Annotated in this window: 23 protein-coding genes and 1 pseudogene; 2 read left to right on the top strand and 22 right to left on the bottom strand. The window is 64.7% G+C overall.

Features of this window, described 5'->3' with window-relative positions:
• Window positions 1-43: 43 nt before the first annotated feature.
• Both FQ746_RS11655 and FQ746_RS11650 read left to right on the top strand, forming a co-directional pair.
• Complete coding sequence (locus tag FQ746_RS11655) at window positions 44-448, top strand: hypothetical protein (protein WP_186310702.1); 405 nt, start codon at window positions 44-46, stop codon at window positions 446-448.
• A gap of 123 nt (window positions 449-571) precedes the next feature.
• The gene (locus FQ746_RS11650; RefSeq protein ID WP_144109501.1) at window positions 572-1,618 is read left to right on the top strand and encodes a rod shape-determining protein; all 1,047 of its coding nucleotides are present in this window, start codon (window positions 572-574) and stop codon (window positions 1,616-1,618) included.
• A 22-nt stretch (window positions 1,619-1,640) separates the two neighbouring features.
• On the opposite strand, the gene FQ746_RS11645 is transcribed toward FQ746_RS11650, so the two are convergent.
• From FQ746_RS11645 to FQ746_RS11535, 22 genes and pseudogenes are all read right to left on the bottom strand, one after another.
• A complete protein-coding gene (locus FQ746_RS11645) occupies window positions 1,641-2,447 on the bottom strand; it encodes a GntR family transcriptional regulator (protein WP_144109500.1) in 807 nt (268 codons plus the stop codon).
• Window positions 2,448-2,482: 35 nt separating this feature from the next.
• Window positions 2,483-2,863 carry an oxalurate catabolism protein HpxZ gene (gene hpxZ, locus FQ746_RS11640; protein WP_144109499.1) on the bottom strand — a complete coding sequence of 127 codons (381 nt, stop codon included), beginning with the start codon at window positions 2,861-2,863 and terminating at the stop codon, window positions 2,483-2,485.
• 41 nt (window positions 2,864-2,904) lie between these two features.
• Window positions 2,905-3,633 (bottom strand): cysteine hydrolase family protein, encoded by a 729-nt coding sequence (locus FQ746_RS11635; protein ID WP_144109498.1) that lies wholly within the window; start codon window positions 3,631-3,633, stop codon window positions 2,905-2,907.
• Window positions 3,630-5,273 carry an ABC transporter ATP-binding protein gene (locus tag FQ746_RS11630; RefSeq protein ID WP_144109497.1) on the bottom strand — a complete coding sequence of 548 codons (1,644 nt, stop codon included), beginning with the start codon at window positions 5,271-5,273 and terminating at the stop codon, window positions 3,630-3,632. Before FQ746_RS11630 ends, FQ746_RS11635 begins: the two co-directional genes overlap by 4 nt.
• 4 nt (window positions 5,274-5,277) lie before the next feature.
• Complete coding sequence (locus tag FQ746_RS11625; protein WP_144109496.1) at window positions 5,278-5,970, bottom strand: cysteine hydrolase family protein; 693 nt, start codon at window positions 5,968-5,970, stop codon at window positions 5,278-5,280.
• Window positions 5,971-6,027: 57 nt separating this feature from the next.
• Complete coding sequence (locus FQ746_RS11620; RefSeq protein ID WP_144109495.1) at window positions 6,028-6,954, bottom strand: ABC transporter permease; 927 nt, start codon at window positions 6,952-6,954, stop codon at window positions 6,028-6,030.
• Window positions 6,947-8,062 (bottom strand): ABC transporter permease, encoded by a 1,116-nt coding sequence (locus FQ746_RS11615; RefSeq protein ID WP_144109494.1) that lies wholly within the window; start codon window positions 8,060-8,062, stop codon window positions 6,947-6,949. Before FQ746_RS11615 ends, FQ746_RS11620 begins: the two co-directional genes overlap by 8 nt.
• Before the next feature lie 72 nt (window positions 8,063-8,134).
• Complete coding sequence (locus FQ746_RS11610; RefSeq protein ID WP_144109493.1) at window positions 8,135-9,232, bottom strand: BMP family ABC transporter substrate-binding protein; 1,098 nt, start codon at window positions 9,230-9,232, stop codon at window positions 8,135-8,137.
• 90 nt (window positions 9,233-9,322) lie between these two features.
• Window positions 9,323-11,137 (bottom strand): allophanate hydrolase, encoded by a 1,815-nt coding sequence (gene atzF / locus FQ746_RS11605; RefSeq protein WP_144109492.1) that lies wholly within the window; start codon window positions 11,135-11,137, stop codon window positions 9,323-9,325.
• A gap of 242 nt (window positions 11,138-11,379) precedes the next feature.
• A complete protein-coding gene (locus FQ746_RS11600; protein WP_144109491.1) occupies window positions 11,380-12,123 on the bottom strand; it encodes a hypothetical protein in 744 nt (247 codons plus the stop codon).
• Between the two features lie 59 nt (window positions 12,124-12,182).
• Window positions 12,183-13,157, bottom strand: a complete 975-nt coding sequence (locus FQ746_RS11595; RefSeq protein ID WP_144109490.1) for a lytic transglycosylase domain-containing protein — start codon at window positions 13,155-13,157, stop codon at window positions 12,183-12,185.
• Window positions 13,154-14,290, bottom strand: coding sequence for a chitinase (locus tag FQ746_RS11590; protein ID WP_186310701.1), 1,137 nt, complete (start codon window positions 14,288-14,290; stop codon window positions 13,154-13,156). Before FQ746_RS11590 ends, FQ746_RS11595 begins: the two co-directional genes overlap by 4 nt.
• 435 nt (window positions 14,291-14,725) lie before the next feature.
• Window positions 14,726-15,289 (bottom strand): annotated as a pseudogene (locus FQ746_RS35595) (carbohydrate-binding protein); the annotation flags it as partial.
• 125 nt (window positions 15,290-15,414) lie between these two features.
• On the bottom strand, window positions 15,415-17,283 hold the full coding sequence (locus FQ746_RS11575) for a glycoside hydrolase family 19 protein (RefSeq protein ID WP_144109489.1): 1,869 nt from the start codon (window positions 17,281-17,283) through the stop codon (window positions 15,415-15,417).
• Between the two features lie 164 nt (window positions 17,284-17,447).
• On the bottom strand, window positions 17,448-17,963 hold the full coding sequence (locus FQ746_RS11570) for a type II secretion system protein (protein WP_144109488.1): 516 nt from the start codon (window positions 17,961-17,963) through the stop codon (window positions 17,448-17,450).
• A complete protein-coding gene (locus FQ746_RS11565) occupies window positions 17,938-18,315 on the bottom strand; it encodes a type II secretion system protein (RefSeq protein ID WP_144109487.1) in 378 nt (125 codons plus the stop codon). Before FQ746_RS11565 ends, FQ746_RS11570 begins: the two co-directional genes overlap by 26 nt.
• A gap of 5 nt (window positions 18,316-18,320) precedes the next feature.
• Window positions 18,321-18,788 carry a type II secretion system protein gene (locus FQ746_RS11560; RefSeq protein WP_144109486.1) on the bottom strand — a complete coding sequence of 156 codons (468 nt, stop codon included), beginning with the start codon at window positions 18,786-18,788 and terminating at the stop codon, window positions 18,321-18,323.
• Window positions 18,781-20,706 carry a secretin N-terminal domain-containing protein gene (locus tag FQ746_RS11555; RefSeq protein ID WP_144109485.1) on the bottom strand — a complete coding sequence of 642 codons (1,926 nt, stop codon included), beginning with the start codon at window positions 20,704-20,706 and terminating at the stop codon, window positions 18,781-18,783. Before FQ746_RS11555 ends, FQ746_RS11560 begins: the two co-directional genes overlap by 8 nt.
• On the bottom strand, window positions 20,703-21,398 hold the full coding sequence (locus FQ746_RS34765) for a hypothetical protein (RefSeq protein ID WP_186310699.1): 696 nt from the start codon (window positions 21,396-21,398) through the stop codon (window positions 20,703-20,705). The genes FQ746_RS11555 and FQ746_RS34765 overlap by 4 nt, the downstream gene beginning before the upstream one ends.
• A complete protein-coding gene (locus FQ746_RS11545) occupies window positions 21,395-21,913 on the bottom strand; it encodes a hypothetical protein (protein WP_144109484.1) in 519 nt (172 codons plus the stop codon). Before FQ746_RS11545 ends, FQ746_RS34765 begins: the two co-directional genes overlap by 4 nt.
• Window positions 21,910-22,524 (bottom strand): hypothetical protein, encoded by a 615-nt coding sequence (locus tag FQ746_RS11540; RefSeq protein ID WP_144109483.1) that lies wholly within the window; start codon window positions 22,522-22,524, stop codon window positions 21,910-21,912. The genes FQ746_RS11545 and FQ746_RS11540 overlap by 4 nt, the downstream gene beginning before the upstream one ends.
• Window positions 22,521-23,330: a hypothetical protein gene (locus FQ746_RS11535; protein WP_144109482.1), complete on the bottom strand. Its 810-nt coding sequence runs from the start codon at window positions 23,328-23,330 to the stop codon at window positions 22,521-22,523. The genes FQ746_RS11540 and FQ746_RS11535 overlap by 4 nt, the downstream gene beginning before the upstream one ends.
• Window positions 23,331-23,403: the final 73 nt, after the last annotated feature.

Raw genomic sequence — 23,403 nt, 5'->3', positions numbered from 1 at the left:
TGCAACAGAAGGCGACGAGGTCACGGACCGCCTGGAGCCCATCGTGTACAAAAATCGAAAAAAGACCACTGCATCGCCGCTGTTCGCCATTCTGCTTGCACTCTCTCTCGCCCTGTCGGCATTGCCCCGGCTCGCCATCGCCGACGCAGACAGCGCCGACGCCACCGCCCTCGCCGCCGGTCAGGAGGCGCATTTCGCGCAGGCGTTCTGTGGGAACACCGCCCAGCAGACCGCCCAATACAAGGAACAACTGCGCCACGTACTGACCGACGCGAGCGCCTTCGACGCCAACTGGCAAGGCGGCTGGGACCACAGCAACGACGACATCATCCAGATGCGCGCGCTGCGTCTGTCCTCGCCCGGCGACTACGCCGCCCGCGTCAAGACCAACTGCGAACGCGCCAAATGGCAGTCGTCGAATTCGCTGCGCCCGCACCCGCCGAAGTAAGCCGCAGCGCGAAACTGTTATCCTTGCCTCTCTTCGACCGCCACGTGGTCGCCTACGCCGCCCTCGTGCGGCGTTCCCAAGCGGCGCGCTCACGCGCCCGGCATCCGAGAGACAGGAATTTGCATGTTCGGTTTTCTGCGCGGCTATTTTTCCAACGACCTCGCCATCGACCTCGGCACGTCGAACACCCTGATTTACATGCGCGGCAAAGGCATCGTGCTGGATGAACCGTCGGTGGTTTCGATTCGCCAGGAAGGCGGTCCCAACGGCAAGAAAATCATCCTCGCCGTCGGTAAGGAAGCGAAACAGATGCTCGGCAAGGTGCCGGGCAATATCGAGGCGATCCGCCCGATGAAAGACGGCGTGATCGCCGATTTCAACATCACCCAGCAGATGATCAAGCGCTTCATCCAGATGGCGCACGAGTCGCGACTGTTCGCGCCGTCGCCGCGCATCATCATCTGCGTGCCGTGCGGTTCCACCCAGGTGGAGCGGCGCGCCATCAAGGAAGCCGCGCATAGCGCCGGCGCCTCGCAGGTCTATCTGATCGAAGAGCCGATGGCCGCGGCCACCGGCGCGGGCCTGCCGGTTTCGGACGCGACCGGTTCGATGGTGGTGGACATCGGCGGCGGCACGACCGAAGTGGGCGTGATCTCGCTCGGCGGCATCGTCTACAAAGGTTCGGTGCGCGTGGGCGGCGACAAGTTCGACGACGCCATCGTCAACTACATTCGCCGCAACTACGGCATGCTGATCGGCGAACAGACGGCCGAGGCCATCAAGAAGCAGATCGGCTCCGCTTTCCCCGGCTCCGAAGTCAAGGAGATGGAAGTGAAAGGCCGCAACATGTCGGAAGGCATTCCGCGCAGCTTCACGGTGTCGAGCAACGAAATTCTCGAGGCGCTCACCGATCCGCTGAACCAGATCGTCTCCGCCGTGAAGATCGCGCTGGAGCAAACGCCGCCGGAACTCGGCGCGGACATCGCCGAGCGCGGCATCATGCTGGCGGGCGGCGGCGCCCTGCTGCGCGATCTCGACCGCCTGCTCGCGGAAGAAACGGGGCTGCCGGTGTTCGTCGCGGAAGGACCGCTCACCTGCGTGGTACGCGGCTCCGGCATGGCGCTCGACAAGATGGACAAGTTCGGCGGCTCGTTCTTCTCTTACGAGTAAGAACGTCGCAACACCGCGGGTTTTACGAGACGAACGGCAGCTTGCTGTCGCGCGCGGCGGACAGCATGGAGAGCGTGATCTTGCGTACCTCCAGCTTGCTCTGCGTGATATGCGCGCGCAGCAGGATACCCGCTTCGGTGAGCCGCTGACGTTCGATCAGGTTGAGCATGGTCGAATGCTCGTCGTAGGTCGCGCTGGTGCGATGCGGCTTCAGAAAATCCAGCCGCCGCACGATGCGGATGCGCTCGGTCACTTCGTTATGCACGCGCAGCATTTCCATGTTGGCGGTCGCGGCCACGAGTCGCCGGTGAAAGTCTTCGTCCATGCCGAACATTTTCACCGGATCGCTCTCGCGTAACTCGGGCGCCACGCACCAGATGGCTTTCAACGCATCGAGCGCGGCTTGCGCCGTGTCGCCCCCCGCGCCGATCCGCTCGATCGCCGCCGCTTCCAGCACGATGCGCAAATCGTAAAGCTGGTCCAGCTGGTCGAAGTCGATGAGCGCGACTTTCCAGCCGCGCCGGAAGCCCACTTCCAGATAACCCTCGCGTTGCAGACGGAAGAGCCCGTCGCGCATCGGCGTGCGCGACACGCCGTAATGCTGCGCGATGCCGTTTTCGGAGAAGCGGTCGCCGGGAAACAGACGGAAGCTGAAAATGTCGCTCTTGAGTTGCTGATACACCTGCTCGGCGAGCGGATTGGCCGCGGCCGGCACGCTGGGTGCGGGCTCGCTGCGCGTATTGCCGGCAGCGGCGCCGGCAGCATCGCTCGATGCATCGCCCGGATCATCGCCGGAGCTATCCAGTACCTTGGCCGGGTCGTCGTTCATATTGCCTGATCCCAATTTTTCTTATTATCGGCGCTTCACGGGGTGGCGATCAGACTCACGTGGGCCGCAACGATTTTCCAGCCACCGTCGAGCTTCGCCCATGTTTGCATCTGGCGACCCAGCAAGGCGGTGGCGTCGCTGGTGAATTCGGTGCTGACGGTCGCGTAGTCGCCACCGAACGTGGTCACCACGGTCCGATGCAGCGTGCGCGACTTCGGTACGGGCTCGCAACTGGCGCGCCACGCGCGGATTGCTTCGCCGCCGTGCTGGATTTCCGCGATTCCGTAGCGCACCGTTTCTGGCGTGTGCCAGAACAGCGCGTTCATGGCGTCGATATCGTTGTCCACCAGCGCCCGCTCATATTCGACGAACGCCGCTCGAACCTCGGCGACCACTTCCGGTTGATTGACTTCCATACGGTCTTGCTCTCGTCGATGAAGGATGAAGTGAAAAGTTGTCAGTCGGTCTGTGTGGCGGTCAGCGCAGCAGTCAACGCGGCAAGCGGCGCGGTCCACCCGACGATGCCGCCTTGCGAGCGCACCATCTCCAGTGTCGCCTGTTTGAACGCCGGAAAATAACTCGCGGTGGCATCTTCGATCAGCAGGCTGTCGTAGCCCCGGTCGTTGGCCTCACGCATCGAGGTCTGCACGCACACCTCGGTGGTGACGCCCGCGAACACCAGCCGCGTAATACCGCGCATCGCGAGTTCTTCGCCCAGACGCGTCGCGTAGAACGCACCCTTGCCTGGTTTGTCGATGACGATCTCGCCGGCCAGCGGCAAAAGCGGCTCGATGATCTCGTTGCCCGGTTCGCCGCGCACGAGAATGCGCCCCATCGGGCCGGGTTCGCCGATCCGCGCATTCGGCGCGCCGCGCAGACGTTTGGCGGGCGGGCAGTCGCTCAGATCGGCGGCATGCGATTCGCGCGTATGCACGACCAGCCAGCCCTGTTCGCGCGCGAAGGCAAGCAGCGCGGCTACGGTCGGCACGATCTCCGCGAGCAGCGACACATCGTTGCCGAGCGATTCGCCGAAACCACCTGGTTCGATGAAATCGCGCTGCATGTCGATCACCACCAGCGCGGTGCGGGCAGGCTCGTAGGTGAACGGGCCGGGCTGGGCATCGACAGTGAGCGTGGTCGTCGTGCTGGTCGTGCTGGTCGTGCTCGTTGTCTTCGGGGAGGTCATCCGATAGCTTCCTTGATTTTCTCGACAGGGGCGGCGGGCTCGGCGTGGGTGTCGCCATGACCGGCCATATGCTGGCCGAGCACCGTGCGGTCCGCTTGCGCCGCGGGCGTTTCGAACACCAGCTCACCCTCTGCGATCACCATGATACGGTCTGCGAGCTCCAGCAGTTCGTCCAGATCTTCGCTAACCAGCAGCACGGCGGCGCCGGCTTCGCGCGCGGCCATCAAACGCGCATGTATGTCGGCCACCGACGCGAAGTCCAGACCGAACACCGGATTCGCGACGATCAGCACATCGACCGGTTGCCCCAGCTCGCGCGCCAGCACCGCGCGCTGAACGTTACCGCCCGAGAGCGTGCCGATGGCGCGCTCGGGTACGGGCGGCCGCACGTTGAATTCGCCGATCAGTTGCGCGGCGCGCGCCCGCATCGCGCCACGGTCGAGCCACCAGCCGCCGCGCCGCAACGGCGCACGATCGAAGTCGCGCAGCGCGAGATTCTGCGCGACGCTCATGCCGGCGACGCAGGCATTTTTCAACGGCTCTTCGGGAATGGCGAACAGGCGGCGTTGCGTCATCTGCTCGCGAGTTGCCTGATAGGGCGCGCCCGCGACCTGCATCGTGCCCGCCTTCACGCGACGCTGGCCGACCAGCGCTTCCACGAGTTCTTTCTGCCCGTTGCCCGAAACGCCCGCCAATCCGAGGATTTCGCCTGCACGTACCGCGAGCGTCACATGCTTCACGGCCGTATGACCGCGGTCGTCTTCGACCGAGAGATCGTGCAGCGCGAGCCGCACCTGGGCCGCTTCGCCGACCGGTGTGCGCGCGAGACGCTGCACCATCACGGCGGCGAGCACGGGAGCGGCCGCGACGTCCTCCGCCACCACTTCTTTCGAACCGCCCGACGTCGCCGTGCCCATCATCCACGCGGCGAGTTCGTCGCGGTTAGTCGCCGATACTGCCGTCGACCCCACTTGACGACCCTTGCGCAACACGGTCACATCGTCGGCATAGGCCATCACCTCGCGAAACTTGTGCGTGATCATCAGCACGGTCAGTTCGCCCCGGGTGGTCAGCGCGCGCATCAGACCGAGCACTTCGTCCGCTTCCTGCGGTGTCAGCACCGAGGTGGGTTCGTCCAGAATCAGAAAGCGTTGCTGCAAATACAGTTGCTTGAGAATTTCGAGCTTCTGCTTCTCGCCGGCCGCGAGCGATGCGACCGGGGCGTCGAGCGGCAAGCGGAACGGCATGCGCTGCATGAACGCGGCCAGCGCGGCGCGCTCCGCTTTCCAGTCGATTTTCCACGGCATTCGCCCGCGTGCGAGCAACAGGTTCTCTTCCACCGAGAGTCCCGACGCCAGCGTGAAGTGCTGATACACCATGCCGATGCCGAGCGCCTGTGCATCGCGCGGCGAGGCGATGCCGACTTCCCGGCCATCGGCGACGATCTGCCCGCCGTCGAGCACGCCGTAACCGACCAGCCCCTTCACGAGCGTGCTCTTGCCCGCGCCGTTCTCGCCCAGCAGCGCGTGTATCGTACCCGCCTGCACCTTGAGGGAAACGCCATCCAATGCGCGAAACGCGCCGAACGACTTGCTCGCGTTCAGCACTTCCACACCGAGAGCTTGCGCGGGGGCGGTCATGATGTCAGCCGCCCAGCACGTGCAGCAACGCGGCGGAATCGGAGACCGCACCGAACACGCCGCCTTGCATCGTGATCATATGCAGCGCCGCATCGTGATTGCCGGGATCGGTCGCGCCGCAGCAGTCGGCCAGCACCGTGCATTCGAAGCCGCGATCGTTGGCTTCGCGCATGGTCGTGTGCACGCAGACGTCGGTGGTGATGCCGGTCAGAATCAGATTGACGATGCCGCGCGTGCGCAGGATCAGTTCGAGATCGGTCGCGCAGAACGAGCCTTTGCCCGGCTTGTCGATGACGATCTCGCCCGGCAGCGGCGCCAGTTCGTCGATGATTTCCCAGCCCGGCTCGCCGCGCACGAGAATCTTGCCGCAGGGGCCGTCGTCGCCGATACCGACGCCGTTCGTGCCCGCGCGGCGGCTGCGCCAGCGTTTGTTGGCCGGCAGGTCGGACAGATCGGGACGATGCCCCTCGCGCGTGTGGATGATCGTGAACCCCTGCTCGCGCATCGGCGTAAGCACGCTTCTGATCGGCTCGATCGGTGCACGTGTGAGGGACAGGTCGTAGCCCATCTTGTCGACGTAACCGCCGTGGCCGCAGAAATCCGTCTGCATGTCGATGATCACGAGCGCGGTGTTGGCGGGACGCAGGTCGCCGTCGTAGGGCCACGGGTACGGACGGGCTTCGATAAAACGGTTCATGGTGGAGAGATCCTGGTTAGGTTCGTCGAATGCGATTGTGAAGGAGGCAACGCATGATCACCGCGTCAAGCTCAACTCGCCGGGCGCCCCCGCGAGCGTGCGATCCGGCCGGCAATTGACGATCATGATCGCCAGCGTCAACACATAGGGCGCGGCGTTGTACAGGTAGTAGCCGCTCGTCACGCCGATCGCCTGCAATGCCGGCCCCAACGCGCCCGCTGCGCCGAACAGCAGCGCCGCCCATAAGCAGCGCAACGGCTGCCAGCGCGCGAAGATCACCAGCGCCACGGCCATCAGGCCCTGTCCGCTCGACAGCCCTTCGTTCCAGCTGCCCGGATAGACGAGCGACAGATACGCCCCGCCCACGCCCGCGAACACGCCGCCCACCGCGGTCGCCGCAATCCGCACGCGCGTGAGCGGATAACCCATCGCGCGCGCCGTCTCCGCATGATCGCCGACCAGCCGCAAGATCATGCCCCAGCGCGTATTGCGCAGCGCCCATTGCAATACGAAGGCGAGCACCACGCCGATCACGAACAGCAGATTGATCCGCAGCGCGTTATGCAATTGCGGCGACGAACTCCATGCGCCGAGATCGATGCCGGGCAACATCGGCGCTTGCGGTTCGATGAACGGCTTGCCGAGATAGAAGGCGAGACCGGTGCCGAGCAGCATCAACGCAATGCCGAACGCGATGTCGGACACGCGGGGCAGCGAACACACCAGCCCATGCAGACAGCCGAGCAACAGTCCCACCAGACCGGCCGCGAGCACGCCGGCCCACGGCGAGCCGGTCAGATACGCGCCGGCATAACCGCTCATCGCGCCGGACACGAGAATGCCTTCGAGTCCGAGATTCACGCGCCCGCCCTTCTCGGTCAGACACTCGCCGAGACTCACGAACAGATAAGGCGTGCTCACGCGGATCGCACCGGCGAACAGCGACAGCAGCAGAATCACCACGGGTGAGTGCATGTCAGGCATGGGTTTGCTCCAGTTGCACGGGAAGACCGGTCTGCGCGGCGGCCTGCAGTTTCACGCGCCATGCGGCGATACGGCCGCCGAGCGCTTCCCACGCGAGCAGATTGGCGAACAGCAGTCCTTGCAGCACCAGCGTGGTGGCGTCGGGCAGATCGAGCCGGCGTTGCAGCAGACTGCCGCTCGCCTCGATGCCGCCGATCATCAACGCGCATGCGATGATCGCGAGCGGATTCTGGCGCGCGGCGAACGCCACCAGAATGCCCGCATAACCGTAGCCCGCCAGCAGCGACGCATTCGCGCTGCCCTGCACCGCCGCGACTTCGAACATGCCGGCAAGACCCGCCGCCGCGCCGCCGAGCACGCAGGCAATCAGCGCGAGCCGGTTGACCGGCAGACCGACCAGCCGCGCCGCGCGATTGCTGCCGCCGACCACGCGCATCGCAAACCCCTTGGTGCTGAACTTCACGAACACCCACGCCGCGATGCAGGCGAGTACGCCCCATACCAGTCCCCAATGCGTCTCGAGACCGGGAATCGAGCCAATCGATAACGCGTCGGGCACCGGATAGGTCGACGGTTTGTTCAGACTGGCCGGATCGCGCAGCGGGCCTTCCACCAGAAACTTGAACAGCGCGATGGCGATATACGACATCAGCAGACTGCTGATCGTCTCGTTGACGCCGCGCCACTGCCGCAACGCGCCCACCGCGCCGATCCACACGCCGCCGGCGAGCATGCCGGCAATCGCCATCAACGGCGAGCCAATCAGCCACGGCGTGCCGGCGGGCAGCATCTGCGGAACGATGGCCGCGCACATGCCGCCCAACGCGAGCGCGCCCTCGCCGCCGATCACGATCAGGCCGACCTGCGCGGGCAACGCCACGCACAACGCGGTGAACATGAGCGGCGACGCGCGCAGCAACGTGCTTTGCCACGCGAACGAGGAGCCGAACGCGCCTTCGAAAATAAGCCCGATCGCATCGAGCGCCGGCTGTCCCTGCACGAGCAGGAACAGCGAGAACAACAGCAAGGTGCCGAGCACGGCCAGCACGGTCGGCAGCGCGGGCAACAGCGACAGCATCGCTCTCGCGGCAAGGGCATTGGGACGCATCACGGCTCCTTGGTGTGGACGGACTCAGGCACTTCGGCACTTCGGCACTTCGGCTGGCGCGATACGCGCCGGTCAGATCTGACCGACCACTCCGGCCACCAGATAATTCATGCTTTCCAGCGTGTAGTCGGTTTGCGGATAGCTGGTGCCCGCCGCGATCGCCGTGCCGCCCTTGTTGTCCTTCATCGGGCCTTTAAAGATCACGAACTTGCCGGCCACCATGTTGCTTTTGATCGAGTCTGCGTTCTGCTTCGCGGCCGGCGTCACCTTTGAACCGTACGGCGACATCTTCACGTAGCCTTCTTTCAGGCCACCGCGCAGCAGATTCGGCTGCGCCGTGCCGGCCAGCGCACCCGACACGAGTTGCTGGTACGGCGTCGCCCAGTCCCACTCGGCTCCGGTCAGATAACCCTTCGGCGCCAACGCCGCCTGGCTTGCGTGATAGCCGCAACTCATCGCGCCGCGCTTTTCCGCGGTCTCGATCACCACCTTCGGGCCGTCGACGTGACAGGTCAGTACATCGCAGCCCTGGTCGATCAGACTGTTGGTCGCTTCCGCTTCCTTCACGGGCATCGACCAGTCGCCGGTGAAAATCACCTGCGTCGTGATCGACGGATCGACCGACTGCGCGCCGAGCGTGAACGCGTTGATATTGCGCAGCACTTGCGGAATCGGTTTGGCGGCGACGAACCCGAGCTTTTTGCTCTTGCTCATATGACCGGCGACCACACCGTTCAGGTACTGGCATTCGTCGATATAACCGAAGTAGCTGGTGATGTTCGACGGATTACCCTGCTTCCACAAACCGCCGCAATGCGCGAAGCGCACCTTCGGGTATTTGGCCGCCATCTTCAGCACGTGCGGGTCGAAGTAGCCGAACGAGGTCGCGAAAATCAGCGTCGCACCGTCCTGCTCGATCATCGCCTCCATGGTTTTCTGCACGGCGATGGTTTCGGGCACGTTCTCTTCTTCGACCACCTTCACGCCGGGCATCTTCTTGATCACGGCCGCGGCGCTCGCTTGCGCCTGGTTGTAGCCGTAGTCGCCGCGGGCACCCACGTAGATCACGCCGACCGTGGTTTTAGGCGCGGCGAAAACCGACTCGATGGGCAGAATATTGCCGAGCGTCAGCAGACTGGCGCTCTTGATAAAAGTACGGCGGCTGGTCATGGTGTCCTGATCCTGTCGAAGATGAATGGGCGTGGGTTGGGTCGATGTCGTCGGTGACTGTCTTTGCTTTTTTTGCAGGTGTGCGGCTGTTCAGTTGGCGCTGTCGAGATACGCGAGCCAGCCGCCGAACGAGGTGATGTCTTTCGCGCCACTACCGGCACTCACGGCCCATGGCTCGCAGATAAAGCCCTTCACCGTGAGTCCGTTCGCGAGTTGCAGCGTGCCGATGCCGAGCGGCGCGGGAATGTCGGCGACGAACTGGCCGAAGTTGCGCAACGGCATGTCCCACACCTCGATCGCAATGGCGGCGCCGGTCTCGTCCGATACGCGCACGAGACCCGGTTTGAGCGGCTGCGTATTGGCGAGCGCGTAAAGGCGGTAGTCGGGCGACGTGTGCGTCGCGTCGACGAATCGCGCGCCGGCCTGTTCGAGTTGCCAGTTCAACGGCTGGCCGCGCAGATGCGCGCCGACCACAGCGAGCGCGACTGTCGGCTCCTGGAACGGCAACGGCGCGATCGACGTGGCGGCAGCGCGCGCGTCCGGCGTCGCGAAGAGTGCCTGGATTCGCGCGCCGAGATCGGCGAGACGGCGGTCGGCGCCGCTCGGTGCGATCAGCGTGACGCCCGCGGGCAAGCCGTCCGCGCGACGCGCGCACGGCACGGCCAGCGCGCATAGATCGAGCAGGTTCACGAAGTTCGTGTAGTAGCCGAGCTGGCTGTTCAGTTCGACCGGATTGGCCTGCACGTCCGCGATCGACGGATGCGTCGGCGTGGTCGGCACGATCAGGATGTCGATGGATTCGAACAGTTCTTCCGCGTGACGCTTCAGGGCCGCCAGCGTGTACTGGCCGTTGAACAGATCGACCGCGCTGAAACGGTCGGCCTTGCCGACCACCGCGGCCACGACCGGATCGATTGCGTCATGTTGCGTGTCGAAAAACGTTCCGATCGCTGCACGCCGTTCGGCCACCCACGGGCCGTCGTAGAGCAGCGCGGAGACCGCCTTCAAAGGCTCGAAATCGATCGATCGAGGGCTCACGTCGAGATGCGCCGACACGGCTTCGAGCGCCGCGTCGAACGCATCGCTCGCGGCCGCATCGCCATAAAATTCGAGCCGCTCCGGCACCCCGATGCGCGGCACGCCGCGCGACAGGCCGAGCGCCGGCACCTTGCGCGAGTAGCTGTCGAGCGGATCGAAAGCCGCCATCACGCTCAGCACGCGCCACGCATCGTCGACGTCGTGCGCGAACACCGACAGCGTGTCGAGCGTGCGGCATGCGGGCACCACGCCCCGTTTGCTGACAAGGCCCAACGACGGCTTCAATCCGACGAGTTCGTTGAAACCTGCGGGCACGCGTCCCGACCCGGCCGTATCGGTGCCGAGCGAGAACGCGACGCAGCCCAGCGCCACCGCGACCGCCGAACCCGAACTGGAGCCGCCCGATACGCGCTCGGGAAACTCCGCGTTCCGCACGGCGCCATATGGCGAACGCGTGCCGACCAGACCCGTGGCGAACTGATCGAGATTGGTCTTGCCGATGAGGATCGCGCCCGCGTCGAAGAGCCGCTGCACGGCGAACGCAGACACGTCGGGGGTATAGCTGAAAGGCGCGCACGCGGCGGTGGTCGGCAAACCCGCGACGTCGATGTTGTCCTTCACCGCGAATGGCACGCCGAATAGCGGCATGCGTTCGAACAACGCGTCGCCTTCGGCTTCGAGCAACGCTTCGAGCGACTTCGCGCGGGCCTGAATATCCGCTGCTGGAATCCGCAGAATCCAGACTTCCGGGCGCTCGCTGCTATCGAGGCGAGCCAGCGCCGAGGTCACCACCTGAGTGGGCGTGAGACGACGAGCCGCGTAAGCGTCGCGCAGTCCGGCGAGGGTCGGCAATGTTGAGTTCGGCACCTGTTTTTCCTTGAGTTCAATCTTGAATACAAGTTTGAACTCAACTTAGCAGGAGTTATGCCAATGCTGATCCAGGCTCTGTCAGTCGTACTGCAAGCCTTGCTGGCAAAGGATTCCAGCCTGAAAGGCCCAGCCGTGGGCCACCGTCCACGACGCACCCGTTCACGCCGCCGTGGTGCGGTGCTCACCAACTCAGGGCTTGCGTGCCCTCGTTTATTGTGCAGACCGCGCACCGCTTTCTATCAGGCCGCGTCGCGGACCACCACGCGATGATTGCCGATCCGCTCGACTTCGCCGAGTCCGTTGATCACACAAGCCTGGCCGATCAACCCTTCGCAGGTCAGACCGGCGTCGCTGATCTGCTTGCAGGTCAGACTGCCGCTCGCGCCGCCGATATACACCCAATACTGCAAGGGCCGGCTGCCGACGCCGAGCGCCCCCGCGTCGATGATCACGCCAAAGTGCTTCTGCGCGCGGTAATGCTCGGGGCGCGCGGTCTTGTCGTCGTCCGATTTCCATTCTTCGATGAAACTGTCGTAACGGTTCGAGCGCAAGGTCACGAAATCGTAGCTCCATGCATCGTTGAAAACCGATTCGAGAAACGCCCGGCGTGCGCCGTCCGCGCCCATCGCCATGCACATCGCGCCGAGCAGTCCGCTGTTCAGGTTCGACGTGGCGTCGTTGAAATGCGGCGGCAGTCCGATCACGTTCCAGCAGGCGCCGACCTCGGCTTCGTCGGACGCGCCGCGGTCCAGTTCCATGCGGATGCCCCGTGCGTCCCAGTCGAGGAACGCTCGCATCAGGCATTCGATATCGTCGGCGAAGAGCCACTCGTCGAGTTCGGCACGCGCGCCGCCGGGGTCGTCGCCGCCGCAACTGACCGCGAAGCGCGGCCGTCCGATCGAATCGACATACGCCTCGAATTGCGAACCGCTAGTGATGAGCGACCTGAATACTGGCACGTCGCTCGAACGCATTCTTTCCATCTCAACCTCCAGCTATCGGTGGATTTTTCAGGGAATAGCGCTGAATGGCTTCAGCATCGTCAAGTCAGGGAGCCTCTGGATTCGTGCGATTCATTGGACTCACTGGCTTGGGGCGCGCTGCGATAGCGTTCGGTCAACGCCTTCACGCGCGCTACATAACGGAGCGTCTCCGCATACGGCGGGACGCCCCGGTATTTGTCGACCGCGGCCGCGCCCGCGTTGAAGCCCGCGAGCACGCGGTCGAGGTCGCCGTCGAAATGGTTGAGCAGCCACGCCAGATAGCGCACGCCGCCGCGAATGTTCTGTACGGCGTCGAAGGCATCGACGACGCCGAGTTCTCTGGCCGTGCCCGGCATCAGTTGCATCAAACCTTGAGCGCCTGCACGGGACACGACATCCGGACGGAACGCGGACTCCGCGTGAATCACCGCACGCACGATCGCGCGTTCGACGCCGAATTCGCGCGCCGCGGCTTCGATCTCGGCATCGAACGAATGCAGATCGAGCGTCAGGGTGCTCACGTCGAGGCCGCGTCGCGGCCCGCAGAGATAGCAGGACTCGATATAGCGCAGGCGGATCACGTCGATCTGTAAGTGCTGCGACGAGGTTTCGGCTGGGCGACTGCTCGTGTAGTGGCGCACGCCGTCTTCGAGATAGGCGTAGATGCGGGCTTCGGCGGTGCGGGTCGTTTCGCTGCCGTTGTTGTTTCCGTTGTTGTTTCCGTTGTTGTTTCCATTGACGTTGCCGTCGACGATGCGGGGCATGCTCGCCTTCTGCGTGTCACGCGAAGTGGTGAACGGCCGTGCTGTAGAAACACGCAACGGTTTAGCCGCGAGCGGCATGCCGATGTCCGCACACCGATCGCCCGGCGTTCGCTCGCTGCTGTAGCTCACCGAGCCGTCGGGCGCGCGGCACCTGAGCATGGCGTGCGCCGCGTTCGGTGCCAACAGCAGCAACGCGACCAGCAACGCGCCGTGCTGTCGCCTCGCTTTGGGGAACGCCGCGCCCGGCGGCTCGAAAACAGGCGGCTTCATTTGGTGTTGTCGATCACGATCTGGCCTTGGTATTCGACCTTGCCGCGGAAGAAATAATCGGTGCAGGCTTTGTAGTCACCCGATGTCACGAGCGTGAACGGCATCTGATAGTCGACCAGTTTGCAGCCGATGGCGGGCTTGCCGTCGCGCCATGACCAGTCCTTGTCGAGATAGGCCTGCACGGCCGCGGCCGAGCCTTCGACGAAACCGCGCATGTTTGCGCAGCCGAGCGGTTCGCCGGGCGGAATGGTCACGTCCAGTTCGCGCGCGAACTCGCGATACGCGGCGATCCGGTTATCGACTTGTGGACGCTCCGCGCCACCGCCGCCGCATTCGATCCCGCCGTTGATGATGAACACGGTCGCGCCGAAGCCCGGCTTCATGTTGTTGCCGAGGTCGACGGCATTCGGGACCCAGGTGCCGTCGACGGCCCAGGTCATCGGCGGCTTGGGGGTTTGCGGCGTGACCGCGAACCAGACCGCGGAGGCGAAGTTCAACCAGGTATCGGCGACGCGGCCCGGGTCGTCGAGCAGCACGTTGACGTCGCCGTACAAGGCTTGCGAGAACGGACCGAAGTTGTAGTTCCACGAAAGTTGCTTGGCGCCGCGACCGAAATAGTCGAGGTACTGGCCGCTCGCGTTTTTCGCACAGGGATAGAAGACCCAGTTGGTCGCGTGCGAGCCGGGTGCGCACTGCTGGTACGCGCCGACCGCGGAGCCTTCTTCGAAACCCGATTCGCGCAGGAACCACAGGCCCTGACGCCAGAATTCGATGGGCGTGTCCTGCGGCAGTTTCGCGAGGATCGGGTTGTCGTGATCGGGGTAGCCCGAGCGCGCCTGCGCGGGCGTGAGCGACGGCCAGTTCGCGCCGGTTTCCTGCACGAAGTGCGCGAACGAGGTGGCCAGCAGTTTGCGGCAGATGAGGTCGGCGTTGCGGCCGTCGGTGTAGTCGCCGCAATACGCGGGGAACTTGGCAATGCCGCGCAGCAGGTTGATGTACGAGTATTTCAGGTGACGGACCGGGAAGAACTCGTTGAAGCGCTGTTCGGGGAGGATCTTCTCGACCCGTCGCACGTTCGACGGATTGCCGGCGCGGCCGACTTCGACGGCTTCGACCTCGGAATCGGGGAGCACGCGCAGCGCGCTGCGGATCAGGGCAATCTGGCCTTGGGTCTGGTCGACCAGGGCCTTCTCGGCCTGGCTGAGTTCCGCGTTGCTCGGATAGCCGGCGGGCGCGGGGATGTAGATGATTTTGGGTTTGTAGGAGGCGGGGGCTGGCGTGGGTGTGGGTGCTGGCGTGGGTGTGGGTGCTGGCGTGGGTGTGGGTGCTGGCGTGGGTGCAGGTGCTGGCGTCGGTGCGGGTGCTGGCGTCGGTGCGGGTGCTGGTGTCGGTGCGGGTGCTGGCGTCGGTGCGGGCGCTGGCGTCGGTGCGGGCGCTGGCGTCGGTGCGGGCGCTGGCGTCGGTGCGGGCGCTGGGGTCGGTGTACCCGAACATGCGCCGAGGTCTTCCCATACGCCCCAGGAACCCGACTGCGAAGGATCGTCGCCCTGAGTCCACCACTTGTTCCGATAGTTGTGCCCTGCGTACGTCACACGTGTGCCAGCGGATGCATACGCCTGCGCACTTGACCACGCTGCGTAGCAACCCGATGGTGCCGGTGCCGGTGCCGGTGCCGGTGCCGGTGCCGGTGTCGGTGTCGGTGTCGGTGTTGGCGTTGGCGTTGGCGTTGGCGTTGGCGTTGGCGTTGGCGTTGGCGTTGGCGTTGGCGTTGGCGTTGGCGTTGGCGTTGGCGTTGGCGTTGGCGTTGGCGTTGGCGTTGGCGTTGGCGTTGGCGTTGGCGTTGGCGTTGGCGTTGGCGTTGGCGTTGGCGTTGGCGTTGGCGTTGGCGTTGGCGTCGGCGTTGGCGCTGGTGCAGGCGCAGGCGTCGGCGTCGCCGCTCCCAGATCCCGCCACAGCGTCGGCGAACTGGAAGGCGTCCACCCTGCTCCCACGTACGCGGTATGCGCTTGCAGCGCCTGATACTCATGTCCGCTGTAGCTCACACGATCGCCTGCCGCGTACGTCCCGCCTTCGCGCCACGCGGGATCCTGCGCATGAACGCCGGTGGCCGACAACGCGAGCCCTGCCGCCATCGCCAGCAGGCTGACACGAATTCCGAGTGCTTTCATGATGATCGACTCCTCCGTGGGACTGCATATCCGCGAAACATGCGAAACGGTCCGTCTTGCCTAACGCCTCTACTCGACGCCGCAACGCGTCACTCGAGCTTCACGTTGAAATGCTTTTCCACGCACTTCACGTAGTCGCCGTCCTTGAACGCCGAGTACGGCGTCTGGTAGCCCACCAGCTGACACTTGTACGATTTGCCGTCGGCGGCTTCCGCGTTCCAGCTCCAGTCTTCTTCCCAATACACTTTCAACGCGCCCGCGCCCTGCTCGCTGAACTGCTTCATGCCGGAGCAGCCGAGCTTCTCGTTCGGCTCCACGGTCACGCCTAACTCGGCCGACATCTGCTGGAAGTACGAGATGCGGTTGAGCGAAGCAGCGACCTCGACATCGCCGCCGCACTCCACACCGCCATTGATAATGTTCGTGGTGATGCCGAAACCCGGTACGAGACCGTCCTTGATATCGTTGGCGTTCGGCTTCCAGGTCCCGTCGATCACATGCAGCATCGAAGGCTTCGGCGGCTGCGGATACACGAAGAAGAACACCGCCGAAGCCAGGTTGAGCCAAGTCGATGCGACCAGGTCGGGCTGGTCGAGCAGCACGCGAACGTCGCCGTACATCGCTTCCGAGAACGGTCCGTAGTTGTAGTTGTATGAGAGCTGTTTTGCGCCGCGTCCGAAGTACTTCTGGAACGTGCCGTCGGCACGCTTGCCGCACGGCCATGTCTGCCCTTGCCAGATCGCCGGATTGCATTCGACGTTGTAGCCGCAACCATTGCCGGATTCGCTGCAACCCATTTCACGCAGATACACGAGGCCCTGACGCCATTCCGGCGTGGCGGTACCAGGATTGTGACCGCCGGTTTCCTGAGCGAAATGCGCGAACATGGTGGCGAGCGAGCGACGGCAGATCGCATCGGAATCGCGACCGTCGGTGTAGGTCTGGCACACCGCGGGGAATTTGGCGACCGCCTGCAGGAAGCGCTGATACGTGTAACTTTCCTCGCGATCGGCGAAGAGGTAGTCCCATTTCGTCGACGGCAAAAGGCTCTCGACGAGTTTCACGTTGGCGGGATTGGCCTTGTTGCCGGGTGTCACCGCATCGACTTTTGCGTTGTCGAGCGTGTTGATCGACGCCTGCACTTCCTTGAAATTCGGCGTGCTTTGAGTGAGCGCTTTCTCGTAGTCTTGCGCTTCCTTGAGCGTGGGAACGCCGAGCGTGCCGGATTGCGGGCTCGGGGTTGGTGAGGGTGTTGGAGTTGGCGAAGGTGTCGGGCTTGGCGCCGGTGCAGGTGTTGGTGTCGGCGTCGGTGCAGGTGTTGGTATCGGTGTCGGCGTCGGTGCAGGCGCAGGCGTCGGTGCAGGCGCAGGCGCAGGCGCAGGCGTCGGCGTTGGTGTCGGTGCAGGTGCAGGTGCAGGTGCAGGTGCAGGTGCAGGCGTTGGCGTTGGCGTTGGCGTTGGCGTTGGCGTTGGCGTTGGCGTTGGCGTCGGCGCAGGCGTCCCCGAACAAGCCCCCGTATCTTCCCAAGCGCCATAGGCTCCCGACTGGGACGGATCGTCGCCTTGCGTCCACCATTTGTTGCGATAATTCCGCCCGTTGTAGGTCACGCGCGACCCAGCCGACGCGTAAGCCTGAGAACTCGACCACGCCGCATAACATCCTGCCGGCGTCGGCGTCGGCGAAGGTGTCGGCTTCGGCGAAGGAGAAGGAGAAGGCGCAGGCGTCCCTCCCGCCGCCCCCATGTCACGCCACAACGTCGGCGAATTCGAAGGCGTCCACCCCGCGCCCGCATAGGCGGTATGCGCAGCCAGCGCCTGATACGTGTGGCCGTTATAGGTCACCGTGGCACCGGCCGCATACGTGGCGTTCTCCTGCCACGCCTGCTGCGCGAAGGTAGCGCCGGCGCACAGTAACAGCGTGGCCGGCAGCAAAGCAAGACTCTTTCGAAACTGCGACATTGCGATTCTCCCAACAATCAAACACGATCAGCACGACCCGCACCGCCAGCACGGCCAACACCAAACGCCGGCCGAACCGGTCAGCGTGAGCGCCCTGGCAGGCGCCGCACGATCGACCACGGCATCCGCCGCGCGACAGCGCGGGTGCCTCCGCTGCTTCACCCTCAGCGCCGCATCATTCCGCCGCTCGGGTAGTACACGAACTTCCATTCCTCGTAACTCTTCTGCAAAGCAAAACTCGCATACGTATCGGGGAATTCGTCCTGCTTCAAGGGCACGCCCTCCGCCCCGCTATACACGCCATACAATTCGCCCTGCGGCCCGCGAATGAATTTCCAGTCCTGCTGCGTCAGCGGATCCGCATACGCCCGGCGTAAAAACCGTCGCGCGAACGAGGTCCGCGGGTCGCTCACCAGATCGTCGAATGTGCGCGGGAACGCGCCGTTCGTTTCGGCCAGCACGTACGCTTCGATCGCGCGCCGGATCGCATCACCGTTACGCAACAACTCCTGCTCCTGAAGACGCTGGGTCCGCAGACTCCACATCTCGGCGACCTTGAACAGATAAAGACTCATCAGCGCGACGCACAGCAGCGCGAGCAGAAAGCTGAAGCCCTTCTGCCGCCGGCGAAGTGTCGTCGCGCAGCACCTGCGCTTACCAGCTGCTGTAGTCCGTGCCATCTTTAGCCTTTCCCTGTCCACCGCTATGCACGTCGTACACGCCCGGCTTGCCGTCGGGCGCCGGTGCGGTCTTCCATGTGCTGCGGCTTTGCGTGATCGTGTCCATCGGTACTTCGCGCAGGTAATGCCGCTCGACCAGTTCATCCAGCGTTTGCGGATAACGTCCCTGGTCGGCGCGGAAACGGTCGATCGAATCGCGCAGCACGCTGAGGTTTTCGTGCAGCACGGTTTCGCGCGCCTTGTCGACCTGCCCGAAATAGCGCGGCACGACCACCGTCAGCAGCGTCGCGATGATGGCGAGCACCACCAGCAGTTCAATCAACGTAAAGGCCCGGAAGCCGTTTTTCTTCATGACGTCTACCACTTGCGGAATGGAATGCCGTCGAGTCCGTCGCCGTCGGCCAGGGAATACACGTCGTACACGTCGTTGCCTTCGCTGGGCGAATCCGGTGGGCTGGCGTAGCTGCGCTTGCCCCACGTCTGCGCATCGCTTCGGCTCGGACAATCGCACAATGGATCACGCGGAATACGCCGCAGGAAATAGAGTCGCGATTGAGTCGCGCTCGTCTTGTCGGCCACCCCGTCGACGAGCACCTCGAGACTCGCGGGATAGCCGCTATCCCCAACCTGGCGATCGATCTTGCCGGCGTCGCCGGCAAGCTTGTACGCGTCGATCGCATCGCGGATCTGCCAGAGCGCATGTTTGAGCTCCTCTTCTCTCTCGCGTTGCGCCGCCACCTGAGTCAGCGGCAGCGCGACCGTCGCCAGCGTCGCGATGATCGCCAGCGTCACCAGCAACTCGATGAGTGTGAAACCCTTAGTCATGAAGCGTCGCCTGCGGTTTGCCGGGCACCGGGACCGGCGCGTCGCTGCTCGTGACCGGCCGTGACGGCGCGGCGGGGGGCGTTGCCGGAAGCTCGATGGGTGGCGGCGGCACGCGCACGCCTTGCGGCGGAATCACCACGTTCTGCCCACCCGGCATCCGTTCGCGCTCGATGCCGATACGCGTGTCGGTACCCGAATCGAAATTGACGACGTTGCCGGCCGGCATGCCCTGGCCGCGCACGATATGCGGCGTCAGCAGCAAGATGAGTTCGGTCTGGCTTTCGTTATTGGTCTTCGTGCCGAAGATGCGATCGAGAAACGGAATCCGGCTAAGGCCCGGCAACCCCTGGCCGGAATCGCGCTCGCTGCGCTGAAGCAGGCCGGCGAGAATCTGCGTCTGGTTGTTGCGCACGTTCATGACCGTCTCCGCCGTGCGCGTGCCGATCTGATACGCGACCAGTCCGCTGCTGGTGGTGATCGTATCGGTCACGTTCGACACTTCCATCTTCAGCTTCACCTGCACGTCGTCGTTATCGACCACGACCGGCGCCACTTCGAGCGTGAGACCCACGTCCTGATAGTTGACGCTCTCCGTGCTGAAGTTGCTCGACAGCGTGGTGGTAACCACCGGCAAGCGGTCGCCGATCAGCACCTTGGCTTTCTCGCGGCTGCGAACGCGAATGCGCGGCGTGGCGAGCGTCTTGGTCTTGCCCTGGCTTTGCAGCATGTCGATGGCCACCGACGGCGCGCCGAGCCGCACCAGAATGTCGCTGCTGTTCAGATGCCGGAGCTCGTCGAGCGTGAGCACGCCCGGCGTATGCGTGCCGGTGTCGTTGGTGTCGGGCGTCTGTCCCGTGAAATCGACGCGGCTCGGATAAAGAATGCCGGCCTGCAGCAGATCGGTCGCGGACACTTCGAGCACCTGCGCTTCCATCACGACCTCGGCGGGACTCACGTCCATCGCGGTGATCAGGCGCTCGGCCACCTTGATGGTCTCGGGCGCGTCGCGCATGATGATCGCGTTGGTCCGCTCGTCGAGCACGAGGTCGCGGGTCTTCACCATCTGCTTGAGCATCGCGAGGACCTGCGGCGCCAGCGCATTCTGCAGATAGAACGTGCGCACCACCAGATCGCGGTATTCCGTTTCCTTGTCCTGCCGTTTCGGATAGATCAGCAGCGAATTGCCGCCCACCACCTTGCTCGCCAGCTGGTTCACCTGCAGCACCAGCGAGAGCACCTGACTGACCGGCGTGTTGGTCGCGTAGATCGTCGTGGGCGCGGTGGCGGCGACGTCCTTGTCGAACGTGAAATTCAATCCGGTGATTTTCGACACCAGTTCGAAAATGCTGATCAGCGGCTGGTCGCGAAACTGCACGGTGATCGGCTGGCTCATGTCGCGCGTGAGCTTCGGTGCGAGTTCCCGTTCCTGCGGCGCCAGCAGCTCGTCGCGCAGGCGCGTGGCCGGCACGTTACCGGGCTGCTTCGAAATCACGTCGTTCAGAATCGACAGCGCTTCCTGCGGCTTGCTGGCGCGGATCGACTCCGCGTAGTGCACCGCGCTGTCTATCGGCGCCTGGGTCGCGATCCATTGCAGCATCGAGGTCGGGTTGTCGTCGCCAGGCGCGGCCTGCTGCGCTTTCTGCGCCCACTGCTGCGCCTGCGCAATATCACCCGAGTCGTAAGCCGCGGTCGCGCGCTGCAGATAGTCGGTCATCAGTTGCCGGCGCAATTGCAGGTAGCGGCTGCGCAGTTCCATGTCGTCGGGCTTCTGCGCGGATTGCTGCGCGAGACTGTCGAGCGCCGCGTCCGGCGTGAGACCTTGCAGGCTCTCTTCCAGCTCCGGGTGGCGCACGCTGGAACACGCGTTGACGAGCGACGCCACGACGATCCAGGCGGTGATCTCTCGGATTCGGCTCATTTCGCCCCCGACAATGACAACTGCTGTGTGCGCTTCATGGGTAGATAGGTGAAGCGGACTTCACGACGATCCACCTGCTCGAGCCGGTACGTGCCCATCAGCACGTCGCCCTTGCGAAAGAAACCCTTGTTGCGGCAGCTCGCGCAGACCGGTAACTCGTGTCCTCCGCCGTTGAGCACGACGTACAGCGTGCCCTCCTGCGCAAGCCATACCGCGCGGACCGTGAACGGCAGCGGCGGCGGGTCTTTGGGCGGCGGCGGCGGCGGGGGTGCGGGCGGCGGCGGTGGCAGCCAGCTCTGGCCGGGAAACAGGTTGACGGGAATGACGGTTGCCGAGGCGGCCGGGCTGGCTGCTGTCGATCCCTCCGCAGACATCGCAGACGCCGCGCCGGCAGGCTGAATCGGCGAGCGCCGGGCGGCCGCTCCAACCGGCGACGACTGACGGGTCGCCGCTCCGTTGGCTGCTCCGTTGGCTGCTCCGTCGGCCGCTCCGTCGGCCGCTCCGTTAGAGGCTCCGTTCGCTGGAAGCGGCGCGGAGGCGGACGTCGGTGCCGGCACGCTCTGCGTGTCCTGCGCCGGTTCCTGTCCGCTTTTCCAGTACGCGAATACGGCCGCGCAGAAGCTCACGACCAGCACGGCAACGATCCACTTCAGGCGCCTCGCCATTGGTGAACGGGTAAAGAGTCGTTTCACGGTGCGACCTCCACGAGGTACGAACATTGAATCCGCACCTCCAGTTGCGTCGCCCCGATGTTGGGACGGGTAATCGACAGGCGCTCGATACGCACGCCATCCAGATGCCGCAGAGTCGCGATGAACGCCCGCAGGCGCAGATAGTCGCTGCTGAACGTGCTCTCCACCAGATAGCGGCGCACCGCCGGGTCGTCCTGCTGCGGGCTCTGATAGACGACTTGCGGAATCGACAGACCGCTCTTCGCCGCCATCGCGTGGAAGCTGTGCAGAAAGATGCCGAAGCGCTGGTCCGGGTTGCCGTTCGCGACGATGTCGTCGGGTACCGGCGGCGGCGGTTGCACGAGCCGCGCCTCGCGCACGGCGAGACTTTCACGGCGCGTCTCGAGATCTCTTTGCATGGGGCGTATCTCCAGCAACGCGATAGTGGCCGCGACGACGATCATCAATGCGGCCAGCAGGCCGAAGTTGCCAAGGCGCCAACGCAGGCGACGCAACTCCCACAATCCGCGATTCATGGCCGCCCCGATGTCGATGCCGGCACGATTGCCGATGCAGGGGCCGACACCGCGGTCGCCGACGCGCCCGCCGGTTTTGCCGCGGCATCACGTGGCCCCGCTGCCCGCCACGTGATCTGCAACGTGGTCTCCACCGACTTCACCGGCGGCCCGGGTTTTTCCGCCTGCCGCTTGATCACCACGCGCTCGGTGCCCGCCTGAGCCTCGAGCCAGTCGCTATACGACAGCGCCTCCTGCACCGAACGCGTTTCGAACACCATGTTGATTTCGCGCGACGCAGTGGCAATCTCCATCGTCAGGAACGCGATATTCGGCCGCCAGCCGCCTTCGATCAGATCGCGTGCCGGCTCCGTCGCGTACTTCTGCTGGGCCATCAGTTGCGCGGCGCGCGGATTGTCGGGTTGCCGGTGCGCGCGGCTGATCAGCTCGCGCCGGCCTTCCTCGCTGGCAATCGCGCTCTCGCGCTCGTCGAGCGCCGCGCCCTGCTCTTTCAGCGCGTCGAGATAGCGCACCGTCCCCAGCAGCACGACGGCGGCGAGCATCAGGCCGACGAGTCCGGGTACGACGCCCGCACGATTCGCCCGCGTCAGGTCGAGCAGCGCCGCTTTCATGGCGCGGCATCCCAGGGCGACGGCAGCCACTGCGCGGCGGGCGATTGCATCGCCCACGTCTGCAAACCCGCCGGGGCGATCACATACGTGCGCTCGGGCACGGCAGCCGTACATAAGACCATCGCGTCGCGCATCACGTCCTCCACGGAACCGGTGGCGGGCAACGTGATGAACCCGGTCCATTGCCGATGCTCGCGAAAGCCGATATGCGCGATGGCGAAGCCGGCATCCACCTGTTCGAGTTCGACCACGGCGATCGCGCCGTCGTGAATGCGCCGAAGATGCTTCGACAACGCGTGAATGAAAGCCGGTTCGATGGCGGCAAGGCGCAGTTGGCGCGACTTGCACAGGCGCACGATATCGACGCACAGCGGCTCCGGCGCGGCGACCGCGAGGCGGCCGTTGCCCCACTGACCGTCCGGCACCGCGAAGCGCCAGCCGTCCGCACCGCCCGGTCCTTCGCGCACGAACTGCGCACGCGCGAGCGAGACCCAGTCGGCGGGCCGCGGCAACGGCCGCCACGGCAGCACGAAGTACCGCACGAAGGGCGCGCCCAGCAGAACCCGCAGCGAATGCCAACCTGGGCGGGCCGGTTTCGTTATCAGCGAGTCGAGCGCGGCCAGCGCCGAGCCCACGTCGCCCGCGCTTTTGAGCGGCACCGCGGCGAGTTGCCGTCCGCCTGGTTCGAACAGACGGGCATGCTCCCCATCGAGCCAGATCGAGGCGCGGCTAAACCAGCCGTTGCGATCGGGCGAACCCGTCTTTAACTTCGTCATGCCAAGTAGTTGTCCGACCCAGGTTGACATCGCATGCCTCCGCTTGCTGAATGCCGTCTCGCTTGTTGCTTGCTGCTCGCTCGTTGTTTGCTAGTTGCCTGCT

The sequence above is a fragment of the Paraburkholderia sp. BCC1886 genome, from assembly GCF_900996245.1.
GTDB lineage: Bacteria > Pseudomonadota > Gammaproteobacteria > Burkholderiales > Burkholderiaceae > Paraburkholderia.
The sequence above is the reverse complement of the archived record's forward strand: the minus strand, read 5'-3'. Positions and strand labels throughout refer to the sequence as shown.

Bases quoted from the DNA above. Each gene is read 5' to 3' on its own strand.
- FQ746_RS11650 (WP_144109501.1), top strand. From the start codon at position 572: ATGTTCGGTTTTCTGCGCGGCTATTTTTCCAACGACCTCGCCATCGAC.
- FQ746_RS11645 (WP_144109500.1), bottom strand. From the start codon at position 2,447: ATGAACGACGACCCGGCCAAGGTACTGGATAGCTCCGGCGATGATCCG.
- hpxZ (WP_144109499.1), bottom strand. From the start codon at position 2,863: ATGGAAGTCAATCAACCGGAAGTGGTCGCCGAGGTTCGAGCGGCGTTC.
- FQ746_RS11635 (WP_144109498.1), bottom strand. From the start codon at position 3,633: ATGACCTCCCCGAAGACAACGAGCACGACCAGCACGACCAGCACGACG.
- FQ746_RS11630 (WP_144109497.1), bottom strand. From the start codon at position 5,273: ATGACCGCCCCCGCGCAAGCTCTCGGTGTGGAAGTGCTGAACGCGAGC.
- FQ746_RS11625 (WP_144109496.1), bottom strand. From the start codon at position 5,970: ATGAACCGTTTTATCGAAGCCCGTCCGTACCCGTGGCCCTACGACGGC.
- FQ746_RS11620 (WP_144109495.1), bottom strand. From the start codon at position 6,954: ATGCCTGACATGCACTCACCCGTGGTGATTCTGCTGCTGTCGCTGTTC.
- FQ746_RS11615 (WP_144109494.1), bottom strand. From the start codon at position 8,062: ATGCGTCCCAATGCCCTTGCCGCGAGAGCGATGCTGTCGCTGTTGCCC.
- FQ746_RS11610 (WP_144109493.1), bottom strand. From the start codon at position 9,232: ATGACCAGCCGCCGTACTTTTATCAAGAGCGCCAGTCTGCTGACGCTC.
- FQ746_RS11600 (WP_144109491.1), bottom strand. From the start codon at position 12,123: ATGGAAAGAATGCGTTCGAGCGACGTGCCAGTATTCAGGTCGCTCATC.
- FQ746_RS11595 (WP_144109490.1), bottom strand. From the start codon at position 13,157: ATGAAGCCGCCTGTTTTCGAGCCGCCGGGCGCGGCGTTCCCCAAAGCG.
- FQ746_RS11575 (WP_144109489.1), bottom strand. From the start codon at position 17,283: ATGTCGCAGTTTCGAAAGAGTCTTGCTTTGCTGCCGGCCACGCTGTTA.
- FQ746_RS11570 (WP_144109488.1), bottom strand. From the start codon at position 17,963: ATGGCACGGACTACAGCAGCTGGTAAGCGCAGGTGCTGCGCGACGACA.
- FQ746_RS11565 (WP_144109487.1), bottom strand. From the start codon at position 18,315: ATGAAGAAAAACGGCTTCCGGGCCTTTACGTTGATTGAACTGCTGGTG.
- FQ746_RS11560 (WP_144109486.1), bottom strand. From the start codon at position 18,788: ATGACTAAGGGTTTCACACTCATCGAGTTGCTGGTGACGCTGGCGATC.
- FQ746_RS11555 (WP_144109485.1), bottom strand. From the start codon at position 20,706: ATGAGCCGAATCCGAGAGATCACCGCCTGGATCGTCGTGGCGTCGCTC.
- FQ746_RS11545 (WP_144109484.1), bottom strand. From the start codon at position 21,913: ATGAATCGCGGATTGTGGGAGTTGCGTCGCCTGCGTTGGCGCCTTGGC.
- FQ746_RS11540 (WP_144109483.1), bottom strand. From the start codon at position 22,524: ATGAAAGCGGCGCTGCTCGACCTGACGCGGGCGAATCGTGCGGGCGTC.
- FQ746_RS11535 (WP_144109482.1), bottom strand. From the start codon at position 23,330: ATGTCAACCTGGGTCGGACAACTACTTGGCATGACGAAGTTAAAGACG.